This window comes from Sphingobacterium sp. GVS05A (genome assembly GCF_019969845.1).
In the GTDB taxonomy this organism is placed as follows: Bacteria; Bacteroidota; Bacteroidia; order Sphingobacteriales; family Sphingobacteriaceae; genus Sphingobacterium.
Genome location: NZ_JAHXYR010000008.1, coordinates 208,994 through 229,617 on the forward strand (window position 1 = coordinate 208,994; position 20,624 = coordinate 229,617).

At 39.8% G+C, this 20,624-nt stretch carries 13 protein-coding genes; 8 read left to right on the top strand and 5 right to left on the bottom strand.

Annotated elements, in window-relative coordinates:
* Nucleotides 1-46 precede the first annotated feature (46 nt).
* The 5 genes from uvrA to LC454_RS19810 all read left to right on the top strand — a co-directional run bounded on the left by uvrA (nucleotide 47) and on the right by LC454_RS19810 (nucleotide 9,233).
* Nucleotides 47-2,848, top strand: coding sequence for an excinuclease ABC subunit UvrA (gene uvrA / locus LC454_RS19790; protein ID WP_223584132.1), 2,802 nt, complete (start codon nucleotides 47-49; stop codon nucleotides 2,846-2,848).
* A 73-nt stretch (nucleotides 2,849-2,921) separates the two neighbouring features.
* Complete coding sequence (gene pafA / locus LC454_RS19795) at nucleotides 2,922-4,565, top strand: alkaline phosphatase PafA (protein WP_120261186.1); 1,644 nt, start codon at nucleotides 2,922-2,924, stop codon at nucleotides 4,563-4,565.
* Nucleotides 4,566-4,716: 151 nt separating this feature from the next.
* Nucleotides 4,717-5,157, top strand: coding sequence for an RrF2 family transcriptional regulator (locus LC454_RS19800; protein ID WP_120261185.1), 441 nt, complete (start codon nucleotides 4,717-4,719; stop codon nucleotides 5,155-5,157).
* Nucleotides 5,158-5,649: 492 nt separating this feature from the next.
* Nucleotides 5,650-8,442 (top strand): outer membrane beta-barrel protein, encoded by a 2,793-nt coding sequence (locus tag LC454_RS19805; RefSeq protein ID WP_223584133.1) that lies wholly within the window; start codon nucleotides 5,650-5,652, stop codon nucleotides 8,440-8,442.
* Between the two features lie 17 nt (nucleotides 8,443-8,459).
* A complete protein-coding gene (locus LC454_RS19810; RefSeq protein WP_223584134.1) occupies nucleotides 8,460-9,233 on the top strand; it encodes a GLPGLI family protein in 774 nt (257 codons plus the stop codon).
* A gap of 133 nt (nucleotides 9,234-9,366) precedes the next feature.
* Here the strand turns inward: LC454_RS19810 and metG are convergent, their stop codons facing one another.
* Nucleotides 9,367-11,436: a methionine--tRNA ligase gene (metG, locus tag LC454_RS19815; protein WP_223584135.1), complete on the bottom strand. Its 2,070-nt coding sequence runs from the start codon at nucleotides 11,434-11,436 to the stop codon at nucleotides 9,367-9,369.
* 223 nt (nucleotides 11,437-11,659) lie between these two features.
* On the opposite strand from metG, the gene LC454_RS19820 reads away from it, so the two are divergent.
* Nucleotides 11,660-12,562, top strand: coding sequence for an LD-carboxypeptidase (locus LC454_RS19820; protein WP_223584136.1), 903 nt, complete (start codon nucleotides 11,660-11,662; stop codon nucleotides 12,560-12,562).
* A gap of 69 nt (nucleotides 12,563-12,631) precedes the next feature.
* Here LC454_RS19820 and LC454_RS19825 read toward each other — a convergent pair whose 3' ends face one another.
* A complete protein-coding gene (locus LC454_RS19825; protein WP_223584137.1) occupies nucleotides 12,632-13,462 on the bottom strand; it encodes a universal stress protein in 831 nt (276 codons plus the stop codon).
* 446 nt (nucleotides 13,463-13,908) lie between these two features.
* Here LC454_RS19825 and LC454_RS19830 point away from each other — a divergent pair, with 446 nt between their 5' ends.
* Entirely contained in the window at nucleotides 13,909-14,316 is a 408-nt protein-coding gene (locus LC454_RS19830; protein ID WP_223584138.1) for a DoxX family protein, read from the top strand.
* 111 nt (nucleotides 14,317-14,427) lie between these two features.
* On the opposite strand, the gene LC454_RS19835 is transcribed toward LC454_RS19830, so the two are convergent.
* The 3 genes from LC454_RS19835 to LC454_RS19845 all read right to left on the bottom strand — a co-directional run bounded on the left by LC454_RS19835 (nucleotide 14,428) and on the right by LC454_RS19845 (nucleotide 18,919).
* Complete coding sequence (locus LC454_RS19835) at nucleotides 14,428-15,258, bottom strand: universal stress protein (protein ID WP_223584139.1); 831 nt, start codon at nucleotides 15,256-15,258, stop codon at nucleotides 14,428-14,430.
* A 239-nt stretch (nucleotides 15,259-15,497) separates the two neighbouring features.
* Nucleotides 15,498-17,618, bottom strand: coding sequence for a carboxy terminal-processing peptidase (locus LC454_RS19840; RefSeq protein ID WP_223584140.1), 2,121 nt, complete (start codon nucleotides 17,616-17,618; stop codon nucleotides 15,498-15,500).
* A gap of 203 nt (nucleotides 17,619-17,821) precedes the next feature.
* Entirely contained in the window at nucleotides 17,822-18,919 is a 1,098-nt protein-coding gene (locus LC454_RS19845; protein ID WP_223584141.1) for a tetratricopeptide repeat protein, read from the bottom strand.
* 391 nt (nucleotides 18,920-19,310) lie between these two features.
* On the opposite strand from LC454_RS19845, the gene LC454_RS19850 reads away from it, so the two are divergent.
* The gene (locus LC454_RS19850) at nucleotides 19,311-20,591 is read left to right on the top strand and encodes a replication-associated recombination protein A (RefSeq protein WP_223584142.1); all 1,281 of its coding nucleotides are present in this window, start codon (nucleotides 19,311-19,313) and stop codon (nucleotides 20,589-20,591) included.
* The last annotated feature ends 33 nt before the right edge of the window (nucleotides 20,592-20,624 follow it).

A 20,624-nucleotide genomic window follows, 5' to 3' on the forward strand; every position in this document is an offset into this window, starting at 1 on the left:
TATAATCAGCCAAGATTGCGTAACTTTGTGTGAGATAAGGATTATTATGAGTAAAAAAGTGGAGCATACTCCAAAAGAATATATTCAAATAAAGGGGGCTAGAGTCAATAATCTGAAGAATATTGATGTTGATATTCCCAAAAATAAATTGGTTGTCATTACTGGGATGTCGGGTTCGGGCAAATCTTCCCTCGCTTTTGATACCCTATATGCTGAAGGGCAACGACGGTATGTTGAAAGTCTTTCTTCCTACGCACGACAGTTTATGGGGCGGATGAATAAACCCGAAGTCGATTACATCAAGGGGATCGCCCCAGCGATTGCGATTGAACAACGTGTTATTACCAGCAATCCCCGTTCTACTGTCGGAACTTCTACCGAAATATATGACTATCTGAAATTACTATATGCAAGGATCGGGAAGACAATTTCTCCTGTCTCAGGCAGGGAGGTGACTAAAGACAGTGTGAGTTCGGTGGTAGATTTTGCCTTGAAATTTGACGAGGGAGAATCTCTCACGCTATTGGCTCCATTGGTGCCTTCCCATGGGCGAAAGCTCAAGGAAGAATTGTCTCTCTTACTACAGAAAGGATTTGTCCGTGTCGTCTATCAGGATAAAATGCAAAAAATCGAAAGTATTATTGACGATAAGAGCATGGCGAATGAAACGATTCAGGACGGCGAGGTATTGATTGTCGTGGATCGGGTACGTATCGAACAGGATGATGATACCATTAATCGATTATCCGATTCCATTCAAACGGGATTTTTTGAGGGTAAAGGTGAATTGTATATCGAAGAAAAGGGTAAAAGACATCATTTCTCACATAAGTTTGAACTCGATGGAATTACCTTTGAGGAGCCTAGTCCCAACTTCTTTAGTTTCAATAATCCCTATGGTGCCTGTCGTCGGTGTGAAGGCTATGGGAAGATCATTGGTATAGACCCAGATCTTGTTATACCAGATAAGAGCCGCTCTGTTTACGATGGCGCAATTGCTCCTTGGCGAGGAGAGAAAATGGGCGAATGGTTACAGGTGCTGGTAAAAAATTCTTTAAAGTTTGATTTTCCGATACACCGCGCTTATTCCGATCTGACCGCAGCGCAAAAAGAATTACTCTGGACGGGAAATAGTTATTTTACTGGGCTTAACCAGTTCTTTGAAGAGCTTGAAGAACAGACCTATAAAATTCAATATCGTGTGATGTTATCACGTTACCGTGGTAAGACCGACTGTCCGGATTGTAGGGGAACAAGGTTGCGCAAAGATGCGACCTATGTAAAAGTGGGTGGTAGGTCAATTACCGATATCGTATTGATGCCTCTTGAAGAAGCTTTGGCATTTTTTACAGATTTGTCCCTGGAAGGAAATGAAAAGGTGATCGCCAAACGCTTGTTGGCCGAAATTAATAACCGGCTACAATTTCTATGTGATGTAGGGTTAAGCTACCTTACCTTAAACCGTCTGTCCAATACATTATCTGGGGGAGAATCGCAACGGATCAATTTGGCCACTTCACTCGGAAGTTCGCTCGTTGGCTCAATCTATGTGTTGGATGAGCCAAGTATTGGGTTGCATCCACGCGATACACAGCGTCTGATTTCGGTACTGAAATCCTTGCGTGATGTAGGTAATACGGTTGTTGTGGTTGAACATGAACAGGAGATGATGGAGGCTGCCGATTACCTGATCGATATTGGCCCTGAAGCAGGGATCAATGGTGGTGAGATGGTATTTGCTGGAACGTATAGTGAGATCCTAAAAGATGATAGGAGTTTAACCGGTCAATACCTGAGTGGCAAGAGCAAGATCGAAGTTCCAAAAAAACGGCGAAAATGGTCCAATAGCATTACTGTAAAGGGAGCGCATGAAAATAACCTTCAGGGGATCGATGTGCAGTTTCCATTAAATACATTTACCGTTGTATCAGGGGTATCGGGATCCGGAAAGACCTCCTTGGTGAAACGTATTCTTTATCCGGCTTTGCAGAAATCAATCGGTAATTATTCTGGTGAACAAACAGGTGTATATGATTCCATAGAAGGCGATATTGCACAAGTAGAACAGATCGAAATGGTTGACCAGAATCCAATCGGTCGTTCTTCACGATCCAATCCAGTGACTTATGTTAAGGCTTGGGATGAGATCAGGGCCTTGTATGCAAATCAAGCGGCATCCAAAGCTGCGGGATTGAAACCTGCTGCTTTTTCCTTTAATGTCGAGGGCGGCCGCTGTGATGTCTGTCAAGGTGAGGGGGAAGTGAAGATCGAGATGCAATTTATGGCGGATATCGTACTTCCATGTGAGGCCTGTGGTGGAAAACGTTTCAAGCAGTTTGTGCTAGATGTGCAATATAAAGGTAAATCCGTAGCAGATATACTTGAACTGAGCGTGGATGAAGCCATTGTCTTCTTTGACGATCAGCCTAAGATATTGGCTAAGTTACAGCCATTACAAGATGTTGGTCTGGGGTATGTAAAGCTCGGGCAGTCTTCCAGTACGCTCTCAGGTGGTGAGGCTCAGCGGATTAAACTTGCTTCCTTTCTGATCAAAGGTAATAACAGCAAGAAGACCCTGTTTATCTTTGATGAACCGACTACTGGTTTGCATTTTCAGGATATTAAAAAACTGCTAAAATCGTTTGATGCTTTGATTGCTCTCGGCAATAGTATTTTGGTCATTGAGCATAATATGGATATGATCAAGTCGGCGGATTGGGTAATTGATATTGGCCCTGAAGGGGGTAATAAAGGCGGAAAGGTGGTTTTTACGGGGCTTCCAGAAGATCTTGCGCATTGTAAAGATTCTTATACAGGACAATTTTTAAAAACACATTTAAAAGATTAAATCCTACATTAGCATTCGTTATTAAACGATGGGGCCTGCATAGCGGGCGCTTTACTCAATACTCAATACTATTATGATTAAAAGATTTTTTTTAAGTGTCGTATTTGGAATAGCCGCACTCTCCTCCATGGCACAACAACCGGAAAGACCCAAATTGGTCGTCGGTCTGATGGTGGATCAGATGCGCTGGGATTATCTATATCGTTTTGCGGACAGATATGGAAATGATGGTTTCAAGCGACTTTTGAAAGAAGGTTTCTCCTGTGAGAATACCCTGATCAATTATATTCCGACCTATACAGCTATAGGACACAGTTCGGTATACACTGGTTCTGTTCCTTCAATCCACGGTATTGCGGGGAATGATTGGATCGAGGAGCTTACAGGCAAGAATATGTATTGTACCCAAGATGACAATGTCGTTGGTGTAGGTACTACAGAGAAAGAAGGAAAACAATCCCCACGTAATTTACTGGCATCTACAGTAACGGATCAGTTGAAACTGGCGTCAAATTTTAAATCTAAGGTCATTGGTATCGCAATTAAAGACAGAGGCGGTATATTACCTGCCGGTCACTTTGCGGATGCTGCTTATTGGTTTGAGGCGAAGTCAGGCAATTGGATTACCTCCAATTTTTATATGGATCAATTACCGAAGTGGGTCGTTGACTTCAATAAGAAAAAGTTAGCGGAAAAATACCTTAAAGCAGACTGGAAGCCGATGTACGATGTGAGTACTTATGCGGCGAACAGTATTGCTGATGATAATATCTATGAGGGGAAATATCCAGGTGAAGAGAAACCAACCTTGCCACGTGCGACATCTAAGTTGATGAAAGACGAAGGTCTTGAGTTGATCAAAACAACACCAATGGGTAATCAGTTTACCTTAGATCTGGCAATGGAAGCCATCAAGAATGAGCAGATGGGAAATAACCCAACTAAAAATACCGATTTCCTTTGTGTCAGTCTTTCGGCGACAGATTATGTTGGACACCGTTACTCATTGACAGCTGTAGAAATTGAAGATATTTATCTGCAATTGGACAAACAACTGGCCGATTTCTTTGCTTATCTGGATAACACTGTTGGTAAAGGCAATTACACCTTTTTCTTGACAGCTGACCATGGTGCTTCTTACAACTCTAGATTCTATATGGATATGAAAGGAAATGGCGGTTATTTCTATTCCCGTCAGATTATCTCGGATCTAAACAAAAAGTTGAAAGAGAAATTTGGACAGGAAAAAATCGTCAAGAGTATGATGAATTATCAGGTTCATTTGAATAATCAAATCATTGATTCGCTTCAATTGGATCGGGATAAAATTAAAGAGACAATTATTCGCGAATTGCGCCACACCGAAGGTGTTGCATATGTTGCAGATATGGAAAAGAGCGAAGGCCTAATGATTCCGGAGCCTGTGCGTGAAAAAATGATCAATGGGTATAACTACAAACGAAGTGGTGTTATCCAAATTGTTTGTGAACCACAATGGTATGATGGTACGCCACGATCTACGGGTACGACACATGGTACTTGGTCGGGATACGATTCCCATATTCCATTGGTATTTATGGGCTGGGGCATTAAGCCTGGTGTGTCCAATACCGAGGTCCATATTGTCGATATTGCGCCTACAATTTCATCACTATTGCATATTACCGAACCCAATGGAAGTATCGGTAAACCCATTACAGCAGTATTGGGCCAATAGCAATTAGATGATCAAATAATATTCGCCCTTAGCATAAGGATATCCAATGGGTAATTGTGCTAAGGGCTTTTCTTTTACAGGCTAGTTTTATAGGTTTTATTCTATTGAATAAAAAACGTAAATTTGCAATTCAACAGGGGGTTAACAAATTATGCTTTCCAAAAAGACAAAATATGCAATTAAGGCACTTATGGTGCTCGGTCGTAACTACGGAAATGAACCTATGCAGATCGTTAAGATTGCACAGGAAGAAAATATTCCAAAAAAATTCTTGGAACAGATTCTCCTTGAAATGCGCAACGCAGGGATTCTCTATAGTAAAAAAGGTGCAGGTGGTGGTTATAGTCTTAATAAAGCTCCAGAAGATGTATTTTTATCTCAGGTAATGCGTCTGATCGATGGACCGATTGCTTTGCTCCCTTGTGTCAGTCTAAATTTCTATCGTTCCTGTGAAGAGTGTACCGAAGAGCATGCTTGTGGCATCCGTGATACATTTGTGGAAGTGCGGAATGCGATGTTGCAAATTTTGAATGACACCAGCATTGCACATCTAATCAATAAAGAAAAAGAATTGAATCTAAACGTCGAATAATTGACTTGTTCGATGCCGTCTGCAGACTAGACAAAAAAGCTTGTTTGCAATGAATAGTATAGACAGCAGTGGCGCAAGCTTACTGCTGTTTTTTATACTGAAGGTATTTCTAAAGAGGTCCCTAGCAAGATAATATGCTACACAGGCAGCCTTATACTATGAGCTGGACTAGGGAATCGTATTTGAAATAGCTATCCGCAATTTATCTCTACCAGTTTTTCGATAGCGAAACTATTTTCAATATGTCAGGTAGAAAAGGGTGAAACTATATTTCTTCTGATGTTATCAGTTGTGTCTTATTGGGAAAAGAAAGCTGGCGTAACATCGTGTTCTATTCCGTTTTATTAGGTATTTATGTTTAATTGGTTGTTTTACAATCTGTTGTTGTTGGTTTTTGTATTTTTTTTAATTTCTTAATTATTTAACATTATTTTACGAATTTTCCGTAGCAACATTGATATCTTTATTGCGACAATATATAAACGGAAATTTATGAGACTAACCTATACCTTAGTTTTGTTTCTTGTACTTTCAGCCATAAGCTCTATTTCCTATGCCCAACAGAGGCTTACAGGTGTAGTTGTTGATACCAAAGACAAAGCCAAACTCCATCAAGCGTCAGTTGCTTTACTTAACCCTAAAGATTCTATTTTAATTAAGTTCGATCGAACAAAAGAAAATGGGACTTTCCAAATTGCCAATCTGGATACAGGTATTTATAAAATGGTCGTGTCCTATCCGCAATATGCAGATCTCGTGAAAGATATCCATATTACAGCACAAGGTCTTGATCTTGGTATGATATCGCTGTCAAAGGCAGCATTACTTTTGGAGGAGGTACAGGTCAATGGACGAATTCCAGTCGTTATTAAAGGAGATACGATAGAGTATGATGCCGGTAGTTTTAAGGTTGAGAAAGACGCTAAGGTTGAGGACTTGCTCAAAGTGCTTCCCGGTATTACGATCGATGGGAGCGGGAAGATTACAGCGCAGGGAAAAGAGGTAAAAAAGGTACTGCTTGATGGGGAGGAGTTTTTTGGGGATGACCCGACCCTGATCACCAAAAATATTCGGTCAGATATGGTGAGCAAGGTACAGGTATACGAAAAGAAGTCCGATCTGGCTGTTCGTACGGGTGTGGATGACGGAGAGCGTACACAAACTATTGATATAAAACTCAAGGAGGATAAAAAGAAAGGGATGTTTGGTCAGGCAATCGCTGGTGCAGGAACAGATAAGTATTATGGCGGGAAAGTCATGCTCAATAAGTTTAAGGGAGCGCAGAAGATTGCCACTTATGGTATTTTGGCCAATGATGGCATGGTAGGTTTGGGCTTTGAGGATAGTCAAAAATATGGTGTGGGTGGAAGTGGCAATGTGCAGATGATGGATGGTGGAGGTATCATGATCTCTTCCAGTGGAGACGAAACTGATGGTGGATGGGATGGCCAATACAGGGGTGGAGGGGTGCCTAAAGCGTTGAATATGGGGGTAAGTTATTCCGATAAATCTAAAAATGATAAGCACAAAATTAACGTCAATTACAAACGTAGTCAGATCAATGTTGATAATACAAGTACCTATAATGCGCAGAATAACTTACCAGAACGGGCACAAATAGACAGTAATACGACCAGAACGGAAAATGAAAACAGAGCAAATGTTGCTAACTTGAGGTACGATTATAAGTTGGACTCGTTAGCTGATTTGACCGTGAATATGGGCTTTAATAAATCCAATAGGGATAATATCTCTGAGGCGGAAGCTTATCAGAAAACATTGAGTGGACAGCCGATTACAAATACCATATCGCGTACGGATCTGAATAGTGATCAGGATAAATTCAATGTGAATGCTATCTTGACCCGACGGTTTAAAAAAGAACGTCGCTCCATCACATTTAATGTCAACGCAAATACGGATCGGAACCTTTCGAAGACACAGTATTTTTCGGAAAACTATTTTGAAAATAGCCGGCGTACCGACACAATCGATCAATTTAAAAAAGATGAATTCAGAAATAATACGTATGGCGGTTCGGTAACCTATACAGAACCCCTTTCGAAAAAGATTACAGGATCAATAGGGTATTCCTTTTCAAGCAATAGATCAGAGACACTCAATCAATCCTTCAATAGAGATCCTATCACACAAAAATATACCGTGCTGGATGAAAGTGTATTGAATGATTTTAATTTTTCCAGTTTAAAAAATAGTATCAATACCTCGCTGAACTATAAAACAAATGACTTGACAGTCAATCTGAGTAACCAAACAGAATTTGAGGCTGTGAAAAGGACTTATAATAATTTAAACACCGTATTGCAACGTGATCAGACTTCTTTAAGGCCTTCACTTTCGGTAAATTACAAAATTTCTAAAAGTAGAAACATCGGTTTCCGTTACAGTGGACAGACTGCCCAACCTTCATTGACACAGATCGAACCACTCAAACAAAATGCCCAGCCGCTCGTAGAATACTTGGACAATCCGGATCTGAAAGCTGGTTTCAATAATTCCTATTCTGTCAATTATAACTCTTATAAGCAGCTAAAAGATCAAAATATGTATTTCTATGTTGGCGCTTATCAGAGAAAACGTAATATTAATAGTAGTGTGCGCTATAACTTGGAAGAGGGTACCCGACAAATCTCCTATGTCAATATTGATAAGGATAATTGGTCTGTGTATGGAGGTGGAAGCTATAGTTTTCCGATACAAAAGAAATGGGGATTAAAGATGAACCTTGGTATGGACCTTAACTATAATAGCCAGTATAGCTATCTTTCTTTATTGAATCAAGAACCACAGCTAAACCGTAACAAAACTTGGAGCGTAGGTCCTAATATAGGTTTTAACCGTTATAAAGCAAATAAAATGGACTTTTATGTTACCTTGAGTCCAGGCCTAGAAAAAATGGATTCCTATTTACAGCCCGAATTGAACCAGACAACATTTAAATTCAATTCTTATTCACAAGTCACCTATTACTTACCCAAAGACTTTAAAATTTCGCTATCCATGCAACAGAATTATCAGGCTGCAACAAAGACCTTGCAATCCATTAACATGATGAACATGAATGGCTATATCTCTAAAAAGTTCTTAAAGGACAAATCTTTGGAAGCGCAATTATTTGTCAACGATATATTAAATAAAAATATTGGAGTGCGTCGCTATCAAGATGGTACTGCATTTATCCAGACGAGCAACAATGTATTGCGTCGTTATGGGATGTTAAAAGTGATCTACAATTTTACAACAATGAAAGGAGATGCCAAATGAGGAAGCAAATAATATTAATGATGTGGCTTTTATGCTTGTCCGTCACTACTATACAGGCACAGCATGCATTCTTTCCGAACAGTGGTACTGTGACTTTCGAACGGAAATTTCATGTGCAGAACTACTTGAAACGAACTTATTTAAGTAAGCCAGATCTGGATACCTGGGATAAACTGGGGGTAGAGAATGCGGTCAAAAATGGACCTGTTGAAGTGATCACACATCATACATTGAAGTTTTATGATACCGAGACTTTGTTTGAAACCGTACAGGAAGATTACCCCGCTAACTATCGAAATGTTTCCTGGTATAATCCGGCATTGACTGATTCAAAAACTTATTTGAATTTCAAGAACCAAGAATTCATCAAATTATTGCCTTTTGGCGATGAGCAACTGTTGATGAAAGATTCTCTGCCAACAGTGAAATGGAAGTACACTGATGAGTATCGGAATATCGCCGGCTATGATTGTCGGCGAGCAAATGGAATCATACAAGATTCAATCTATGTTGTCGCATTTTTTGCGGGACAGATTCCAATACCAGGGGGGCCAGAATTAATCCATGGGCTTCCAGGCTTGATCTTAGGGATATCTATCCCCAGTATGAATATCAATATGTTTGCAACGAAGGTCGAGATCACCAATACTCCAGTGTCCAATGTACTTACCAAAAAGAAGAAAGTTGTTGCCGAATCGAAAACGGAGGTTATAAAAAAGTTAAAAGGTACTGTCTATGATTGGATGGATGAGAAAGATTTTAAGAAGAGATTACAGAATGTCTTATTCTAATCGCTCTTGGCTTGGTATCAGTAGCTAAAGCCAATCATTAAAAGGGAATAGAAATACTAGATGGCTTTTGAAAACAAAGAATGCCTGTCTTTTACGACAGGCATTCTTTGTTTATGCTATATCTAACGTTTAACTAACGTACTGTACTACCAACTTTGATCGCTGTATCCGGTTTGACGAAATCCAATCTACCATCAGCATCTTCGGCCATCAGGATCATACCCTGTGAGGTAATGCCTTTGATTTCACGAGGTTCTAGATTTACCAAAATTGAGACCTGGCGTCCGACAATCTCTTCCGGACTAAAAAACTCCGCGATACCAGATACAACAGTGCGTTTGTCAATACCTGTGTCTATTGTTAATTTTAGTAATTTCTTTGTTTTCGCAACTTTTTCAGCTTCTAAAATTGTCCCTACACGGATATCCATTTTGACAAAATCGTCAAAACTAATATTTTCTTTAGCTGGGGCGACCTTCGCATTGTCCGCGCGATTTTTTAGTTTCGCTTCCGCAAGTTTGTTTAATTGAAACTCCACTTGTTCGTCGGTTATCTTATCAAACAACAATTGGACTTCACCCAGTTGATGACCATCCTGAATTAGGCCTTCGCTACCTGCATCGTTCCAATTTCCTTGTGGGAAATTGAGCATTTCAAATAATTTGATTGCTGTTTTTGGTAAAAATGGTTGTGCCAGCACGGCAAGGTTAGCAACAATCTGAGACGCTACATTTAGGATCGTTTTTACGCGTTCCTCGTCCGTTTTTATTACTTTCCAAGGTTCTTCATCAGCCAAATATTTGTTTCCAAGGCGTGCCACATTCATAAACTCCGCCAGCGCTTCACGGAAACGGAATTGCTCCAGTGATGATTTGATAGACGCCGGATAGGATTTTAACTCATCCAATACCGCTTGATCCACTGCTGTTAATGGAGATCCATTTAATACTTTGCCATCGAAATATTTATGGGAAAGTACCATCACACGGTTGACAAAGTTACCAAAGATCGCTACTAGCTCGTTGTTGATTCGCGCTTGGAAATCCTTCCAGGTAAATTCAGCATCCGAGGTCTCAGGTAAAATAGAGGTTAATACATAACGTAATTCATCCTGTTTGTCTGGGAATTCCTGTAGATATTCATGTAACCAAACAGCATGGTTTCTGGATGTCGATAACTTATCGCCTTCCAAATTAAGGAATTCATTTGCAGGTATATTTTCTGGCAGGATATAGTCTCCATGAGCATGAAGGATCGCCGGGAATATGATGCAATGGAATACAATATTATCTTTTCCGATAAAATGGATCAATGTTGAATCGTCCGCTGGATTGTCATGGGTTTTCCAATAGTCTTCCCAATTTTTTCCGTGGTCGATTGCCCACTGCTTTGTTGCAGAAATATAACCGATTGGTGCATCCAACCATACATAAAGTTTCTTTCCCTCTGCTTCTTCCAAGGGAACATCTACCCCCCAATCCAGATCTCGGGTCATAGAACGTGGTTGCAATCCTGACTTGAGCCAAGACTGACATTGGCCAAAAACGTTGGATTTAAGAATGTTTTTCTTACCCTCGATTAACCATTTTTCCAACCAAGGCTGATATTTATCCAATGGTAAATACCAATGCTTCGTTTCTTTTAATACAGGAGTTTTCCCACTTAATGTGGAAATTGGGTTGATCAGATCTGTTGGACTTAGTGATGTACCACATTTTTCGCATTGGTCACCATAGGCACCTTCGGATTTACAGTTTGGACAGGTCCCGGTAATATAACGGTCAGCCAAAAACTGATGGTACTCCTCATCGTAGTATTGCTCCGAAAATTTCTCGACAAATTCACCTTTATTGTATAAGTTCAGAAAAAAATCTTGAGACAATTGGTGGTGAATCGGTTCGGAAGTACGATGGTAGATATCGAAAGAAATGCCAAACTCCTCAAAGCTTTCTTTGATTTGTTTGTTGTATTTATCAATGATCTGCTGAGGCGTAATTCCCTCTTTTTTTGCACGGATGGTAATGGCTGCACCATGTTCATCCGAACCACAGACATAGACCACATCTTTTTGATTTAAACGCAAATAGCGAACAAAGATATCACCTGGAATATAAGCTCCGGCAAGGTGTCCGATATGTAAAGGACCGTTGGCGTAGGGTAATGCCGAAGTAATTGTATAACGTTTTTTATCTAGAATACTCAATGCTTGAAAGTATATTAAAGTTTTTACTTGTTTCTTTCACAAAGATAATTCAATTTGCGGTATAATACTAAGATAAATTTGTTGTCTCCTCATCCATTGAAAATTTTTATTGGAGGAAACCATCATGAGTTAGAACAAATTACTTTGGGTTAAAATAAAATGAGTTGGCTAATGATCGCTTCATGGCCATAAAGAATCAAATTATATATGAAACATAATAAATATGTCTAAAATACCTGATTTTCTTAAAGAGGGCGACAAAGTCGCCATCGTTTGCCCTGCAAGCTTTATCCGTGGGAATATTGATATGGGGATAGAAACATTGAAGAGCTGGGGGCTTGAAGTCCTGGTAGGGGAGACAGTAGGGACATCTTATCATCAATTTGCTGGCGATGACCACTTACGTGCTGCAGACCTCCAATGGGCCCTGGATGATCCATCCATTAAAGCCGTATTTGCTGCCCGAGGGGGCTATGGCTGTGTTCGGATTGTCGACGAGATCGATTTTTCTAAGTTTGAGGAGCATCCCAAGTGGTTGGTCGGCTTTAGCGATATCACGGTATTGCATAGCCATATCCAACGTAATTATAAAATTGCGACGATACATGGGCAGATGCCCAAATCTTTTGAATCAGGAACCAAAGCTTCCTTGGAGACATTAAAAAATGCGTTGTTTGGTGCTTCCACAGACTTTAGCTATGAACAATCTGTATTCCCAAACCGCTCCGGTGAGGCTGAAGGCAAGCTAATTGGCGGAAATTTGGCTATTTTATTGTCTGTTTTGGCGTCAGACTCAGATGTCAAGTATGCAAATAAGATTCTTTTCATCGAAGATGTGGGTGAGGCTTATTATTCCGTGGATCGGATGCTGTGGGCGCTGAAACGTGCTGGCAAATTCAAAAAATTGAAAGGTCTTATTGTGGGCAGTTTTTCATCCATGAAAGACAATGATCCTACTTTTGGACAGACTGTAGAGGAGATTATCTGGGATAAAGTCAAAGAATATGATTTTCCTGTCGCCTTTGGTTATCCAGCAGGACATATAGATGATAACCATGCATTGGTATTAGGCCGGAAAGTGAAATTGGTAACGAGTGCCGATAAAACGGAACTCATCTATTTATAGCGATTTACTATGTCGACAATTAAATAGTTGTGTCCGGGACGATACGTTTTAATTGTCGATATTTTTATATTATCCTGAATGTACAGGAATAACCATCATGGCTGCCTGACTTTTCCAAGCCATTTTTTGTGCAATACTGGTGTTGAAAATCCGGCTAAGTAAGCCTTTGTCGCGATGGAATGTAACCATCATATCAATATGGTTTTCATTAATATATTGATTGATGCCAACGGCAATATCCGAGTGTAAGATATAGCTGTATATGGGATGGTAGGGGGCCAGCAGATCGTTCATAATGTTAATCTCTGTGCTGACAACTTTACTGGCGGGATCTTCCTTGGTGACGTGAACCACATAGACCTCACTCTTTCGGAGTACTTCAGCTGCATTGATCAGCAGCCGGTCTAACTTAAGCTTCACTTCTTTGAGATTGGTTGCGATCAGCATCTTTTTAGGGATTCTGAATTCGGCTTTGGCAGGTACAACCAATAACGGCGTGTGGCAATTCTCAATTAATTTTAGTGTGTTGCTACCCAAGAGAAGCTTTTTAAAACCACTTTTTCCAGCAGTTCCGACGACAACAATATCGATATCTTCCTCAGCACAAGTGCGGTTGACACCATAGCTCAATTCATACTCCTCCAGTATTACTTTCCATGCTATTCCCTGTGGAAAGAGTTGCATGAGATCTTCCTGCCACACGTTGAGGTCTTTTTGTTTTTCTTCTAGTATATCCAGATTGCTGATGACAACAGGCTCTGTTCCAACCGTTGGTATCACCTCATAAGTATGGTACAACACAACCCTTTCTATGCCCCAAAGTGGAGCTAATTTTGCGGCATATTGAGCTGCAGCATAGGCATTGTCCGAGAAATCTGTTAACAAGAGAAGATTCTTCATAATAATTTTATAATCGGGTCTATGAGACTTAAATTACGTATTTAGAATCATAAATACAATATTTTTCTGTCAGCTTCCCTATTTTTCTTTAAGTGTATTCCCTCATTTCGTCCTTGTTTCTTTCACTCAAATAGGCATGTTTTGTTGAATTTCTTAATCTATATCAAGGAAAGGTAACACATTTTGACCTTATTTTGTTCTCGTTAAAGGTGGATAAAGTATGTCGCATGAAGGGGGAAAGGTCACCGATACCAAGTAGGATAAATGAGACACTAATTAGCGAATGAAATGAGTTTATTGATACCTTTGAGAAATAAACACAAATCAATAACCGAACGGAGTGGGCTCATTGATGCCGCTGAAAATAGACAATAATCAACAAAAATTGATTATTTTAGAAATATCAATCAGTAATTAACATTTTAATACATTATAATTTTCTATTTATGGCAATTTGGAATTCATTGGGAAAATATAGGGATACAGGTTTATTGATCCTTCGTATCGGATTAGGTGTCATGATGATTATGCATGGTTTGCCAAAGCTGCAAGGAGGTCCTGAGCTCTGGACGGGGGTTGGAAAGGCTATGGGCAATATCGGTATCAATTTTATTCCGACATTTTGGGGCTTTATGGCGGCGGCAACGGAAACTATTGGTGGTCTTTTCTTACTATTGGGTCTTTTCTTTAGACCTTCAGCCTTGTTACTTGCTTTTACCATGGTGGTTGCCGGATTGATGCATCTTTCAAAAGGCGATGGTGTCTCTGGCGCATCTCATGCCATTGAATTGTTCTTTGTATTTCTGGGACTCGTCTTTATTGGTCCGGGCAAACATTCTGTAGACAAGAAGTAGATTGCGGATACATAGAAATCTATGTAAAATGGCAGCAACCCTAAAAGGCAAAAGTATATCCTGAATATTGAATATTTGGAGAGATACTTTTGCCCTAGCCCTTTATGCTATTTATGATTTATCCATCGGAATGACTAATAAGTTTGCCGCGCCATTCCAAGCAATTTTTTTGGATATACTTGTTTTAAATAAGCTCGCCAATAGACCTTGTTTCTTGTGAAAGGATAGGATGAGGTCTATATGTTTCTCTTTCGCATATTCTGCTATTCCCAATGTAATATCCTCATGACTGATGTAATCATAGATTGGTTTATACTTATCCAGCCGTTCATGCAAATGTTTTAATTCTTGCGCCAAATCTGCGGCGGAGCCTTCTTTCTTCGCAACATTCAAAACATATAACTGCGCTGAAAATGTGTCGAGGACTTGATCCAGATTAAACAAACTCAGTTTTCTGTCAACTTCTTTAAGGTCAGTGGTTGCCAATACATTTTTTGGAACAGCCGGATTTACCTTATGGGAGACAATCAACATCGGTTTATTGCAGATGTCCATTAGGGTAATGGCATTGCTTCCCACCAGGATCTTCGCGAAACCAGTCTGTCCTGTGATCCCTAGTGCGACAAGATCAATATCTCCGGATTTACATAGGTCATTTACACCTATCGGAAGATCGACATCTTCCATCTTGTGGGACAGTGTCACTTGTGGTGGAAAGAGTGGTCCGATCAGCTCCAACCAGGCATTTAACTCTTTCTCTTTAGCCTCTTTTACTTCGTCATTAACCACAACAATGGGTTCATTGTTTACAATTGTTACACTGTTATAAGTATGGTAAACAATAACTTTTTCAGTTTTCCAAGCCTCTGCACATAAGGCTACTTGTTTTGCGGCTAAAAGTGCATTTTCTGAAAAGTCGGTTAGAAGTAGGATACGTTTCATTGTGATATCGTTTTAAGGGTAAAATCCATCATTATCCAGACTCTCATTTTATAGATTCTGAGCTTGTGAAGCAATTGTCAGTTCTATTTTTTAAGCCTTTATATGTAGAACAATTAATGTTATGATAAGTTACAAAGAAAATATGAATTTGATGTTAAAGGTTTGAGGTTGTGATGAGCATCATAAAAAAAGGCAACCGTTGTTACGATTGCCTTTTTTTCGTGGAATTTTATCCGTCTTTATTTTTTGTTCGCAAAATTAATGATGTAATCAGTCATTACTTTCGCACTCTCATCTTTTACAAAGTCAAGGTCCATCTTCGGTTGAGGTTTGCCTTCTTCCCATGCCGGTTTACCCTGTAATTTCAATAAAGCATTGATGCGGTCCTTATTTTTCTTAAGATTGTCATCTTTTTCTTTTTTGAATTTATTTAATTCCAATGAAATTTTGACATCTTCATCTTTTTGAGCCTCTTCAATGTCTTCTTTCAAATATTTGTATTCCAGTGAATTTTTAATCCGGGTCTCATGTAGCGTCTCCAACTTTTTATCCACTCCACTCATATCTGCTACTTTTTTGAAGTTACTGGATTGAATTTGATCCCAAGGAAGAGCAGATTTTTCTGAGCTTTCACCAAATTTCTCTGCAGAGAATTGGGATGGGAATGTAATGTCGGGAGTTACTCCTTTGTGTTGCGTACTGCTACCATTGACACGATAAAATTTACCCAACGTGATGTTGATCTGTCCATATTGTGGCGCACCTTCCGGTGTATCCGGATCTTTCTCTCCTGATGCTTTTAATAATAGGCGACTTGTAGGGCTAATCACACGCGACATGTCGATAGCCGATTGAACAGTTCCTTTACCGTAACTTTGTGAGCCAAGGATTACTCCTCTACCATAATCTTGAATTGCACCAGCGAAAATTTCTGAGGCTGAGGCAGAGAAACGGTTGATCATTACACCTAATGGGCCGTCCCATGCTACACCTGCATTCTTATCTTCTTCGACATCAATATTATTTTTAGTATCCCTTACTTGTACAACAGGGCCCTTATCAATAAACAATCCCGTAAGATCAATTGCTTCAGGTAGTGAGCCACCGCCATTGAAACGCAGGTCGATAATTACAGCATCCACTTTGGCTTGTTTTAGCGTATCTAAGATCAGTCTCACATCTCTTGTTGTACTTTTATAGTTCGGATCGCGTCTTCTGTAGGCTTCAAAATCCATATAAAATTTAGGGATATTGATCACCCCGACTTTATACATTTTTCCATCAGCCCCTTTGATGTTCATGATCTCTTTCTTGGCAGACTCTTCTTCGACAACGATTTTTTCTCGTACTAAGGAAACAATGCGCGGATGCGAGTTCATCGGTTGTCCTGCAGGGATAATCTTAAGTCGTACGATCGTTCCCTTCGGACCTTTTATTTTGGCTACTGCGGCGTCTAATCTCCAGCCGATGATATCTTCAAATTCACCATCTTTACCTTGCGCCACAGCAATGATCTTGTCATTCACTTGGATGGTCTTGTCTTTAAAGATAGGTCCCCCCGGAATGATCTCATTGATGCTTACGGCCTCATTGTCTATGGTCAGTCTTGCTCCAATACCTTCAAATGTATTGGCCATCCCTTCATTAAAGGCTTGTGCATAAGAAGGGTTGAAATAAGAAGTATGTGGATCTACAGCATCTGTAAGCGCCTGCATAATGATCTGAAAGGCGTCATTTGAATTATATTTCTTTGTTTGGGAAATTAAATTCACATAACGTTTTTTCAATGTTTCTACCTGTTTAGTCTTTGCACTGTCAGTAGATTTACCACTAGCGGTTTCCAGGTTCAACAAATCGTACTTCACACGTTTACGCCATTGGTCGTTGGCTTCGGCATCCGTTTTGAACCAACCTAATTTTTCACGGTTAGGCTGATAATATTCATCTTTGGTAAAATCTTGCTTTTTGTCGATTTCAGAAAGTGCATATTGCATTCTTTCCAAATATCTCTTTTTATAGACATTGAAGATTTGGAAAGCCGGCGATAGGTCGCCATCTTTTATATCTTGGGCAAGATTACTCTTGTAAGCTTGAAATTCATCGATATCCGACTGGAGTAAATAATTTTTGCTTTGGTCCAAACCTTTGATCAGATTATCATAGATAATTCCAGATATCGAGTCATTCATTTTGACCTTCTTGTAGCTCGCATTTTCCAGTAATCCAATCACTTCTTTCGCGATGATCTGATGCTGGGTGCTCGGCTTGAGCCCACCGTCATCTGGAAGCGCCACCCGTGGTTTTGATCCACAGGAGACAATAGATACCACAAAAAGTGCAAATATGAGTTTCCTAAACATATTTTCGACAGTTTTAATAATCATTTTATAAAAAAAATATTCAGCTCTTATTGATAAGCGTGCTAAATTTAGTGAAATTCATAGCACATTATCATAGATTCTAAAAATTTATTTGATTTATCCTTTAATATTTACAAAAAGCTTAAAATACGATTTATTTCTTACTTTCGATTCTTCGGTTGTTATTATCGTACGAAGATCAATTAATTGTACAATTCGTTTTTCAGTTGTGTATAGGCCTTGTAGGTCTGGTCGGCCGAAGGATAGTCCTTCAATACAAGGTATACTTCGCCTAATTTGTCTAATATCGCCAAGGACAACTGTTTGTTATTCTCGTTGGAGGCCAATTCAGCAGCTTGAATAAATTCTTTAATGGACACCTTGTAATTCCCATCCTTTTGCTTGGAAGCGGCAAGCAGATATTCGATCTCTGCAAGCTCACCACTTAGATTTTTTGCATTGGCCAGATCACGTGCCTGCAATAAAAACCATTGTGCCTCGGTGTATTTGTTTTGTTTAAAATAGATTTCCGCCAGCATCTCCCATGCGAATATTTTACCTTCATAAGCCTTTGCTTTATTAAATAAAGGGATAGCGCTTCGGATAATGTTATTTTCTGCGGCCTTAAAGTTCTTTTGCCCTGCACGGGCCATGGCAATTAATAACCATGCATTGGCCTGCTCGAGATAGCTTTTACTTACCGTGGCATAGGTATGATATTTTTGGGCGCTTTCTTCGGCTTTGTCGAAATCGCCATGATACAATTGAAAATTGCTCAAATTCAAGTTAATTGTTGCAATATCATCCTTGTTGTCGGTACGATTTGCTAATGATAATGCATCATATAGAAATTTTGAAGCAGCACTACTATCATTATTCTTAATTGAAAATAGGGCAGCTTCATTGGCTAAGGCATAGCCTGCAATCCAGTTCTCTACTTTTTTCTGATTTTCGATGGTATTATTCCATGCTGTGGTATTAGCAGGAACGGGATTCATCAAATATTGAAAATGCCCCATATTATTGGTGCTTTTCAATTGCAGTAACAAACGTTGGAATAGCAGTTGCCTGGCGATTTCCTTACTAAAGCTTTTTTTGCTCGTATAATTGTCTTCAATAATTTCGTTTTCAGTCTTTGGGGGAGGTAGGAAATACACCTCTGGACCTACGCCGCTAAAGGAAGCATCATATTTTTTTATTGCCCCAGTATAGTCTTTTGGGGTATTCTGTGCCATAACCTTTCCGCTCATTCCAAGGGTCGTGGTTAGGGCAGTCAAAAGTAAGGTCCAGTATTTCGTCATACTCATTCATTATTACGCGTCAATTAACGTCTCATACAAACTTAGATAAATTGTATACCAAAAGCAATTTATCGATCTCTGCTCTTCCATAAAGAACTTTAATAATAGAGCAAACTCAGATAAATTGTATAGTGAAATCAATTTATCGATCTCTGCTCCGCCATAAAGAACTTTAATAATAGAGCAAATATGAAGAAAAATTGTGTGAAAAAATGTTAAAGTGTTTTTTGAGTATGAAGTAGTTAGTATTGAGTATTGAGACCTTGGTGGCACAAACCTGTGGCTTACCGGTTATTTTCTTTTTTAGTTATACGTTCACTGCTTGGGAGTCCTTTATTTGGCTAAACTAAAATATTTAGTTATTGTAGGGTTTAATTTTTAAATTTGTACTATGGCAACACGTATCCCTCTTGCAGAACGATTACGACCACATCAATTGAAAGATTATGTGGGGCAGCAGCATATTGTTGGTCCCGATGCAGTACTTTATCATGCGATCCAACAAAAGAATATCCCCTCAATGATATTATGGGGGCCTCCAGGTGTTGGAAAGACAAGTTTAGCGCTGTTGATTGCCAAGGAGCTGGATAGACCTTTCTTTGCCCTGAGTGCAATTCAGGCTGGCGTAAAAGATATCCGGGAGGTCATTGATAAAGCCGAGCGACTGATGAATTTCAATCAGGATCAGCCAATTCTGTTTATTGATGAAATACATCGTTTTTCCAAATCCCAACAGGATTCGCTACTGGGGGCTGTTGAGCGCGGTTTGGTTACACTGATTGGCGCGACAACTGAAAACCCTTCATTCGAGGTTATATCAGCCTTGTTATCCCGTTGTCAGGTCTATGTGCTGGAGCACCTGTCAGAGGCAGATCTTATCGGTCTGGTTCAAAAGGCACTTCATGAGGATGAATATCTCCAAAAACAAGCGATTACTGTTGAAGAGTATGAGGCGCTGTTACGCTTGTCTGGTGGTGATGCACGCAAGCTGTTGAATGTACTTGAACTTGTTGTCAATGCTGCAGTTCTCCATAAGGAACCCATTAGCAATGCTTTTGTGCTGAAGCAGGTGCAACAGAATATGGCGATCTATGACAAAGCGGGGGAACAACATTATGATATTATTTCGGCATTTATTAAATCTATACGAGGATCCGATCCAAATGCTGCGGTATACTGGCTTGCCCGGATGATCGAAGGGGGAGAAGATCCTTCATTTATCGCCCGCAGGTTATTGATTTTAGCTTCAGAAGATATTGGTAATGCCAATCCCAATGCGCTCCTGTTGGCTAATAACTGTTTCCAGGCAGTGAACGTCATCGGATGGCCCGAATCACGTATTATTCTTTCGCAAACCGTCATTTATCTTGCGACTTCGGTCAAGAGCAATGCATCCTATGAGGCCATTAATAAGGCACAGGCGCTCGTGAAACAAACCGGTGATCTGTCGGTTCCCTTACATATCCGTAATGCACCGACTAAACTGATGAAGGAGCTTAATTATGGAGCCGAATATAAATATGCACACGCTTATCCTGGAAATTTTGTGCTACAGGAATTTCTGCCCAAAGAGGTTAGTGGTGTAAAATTATACGAACCGGGGCAAAATCCTCAGGAGGAGAAGATCCGCCAGAGCCTTCGGGACAAGTGGAAAGAGAAATATAGATATTAGTATTTAGATCTTAGTAGTTAGTATTTAGATTAT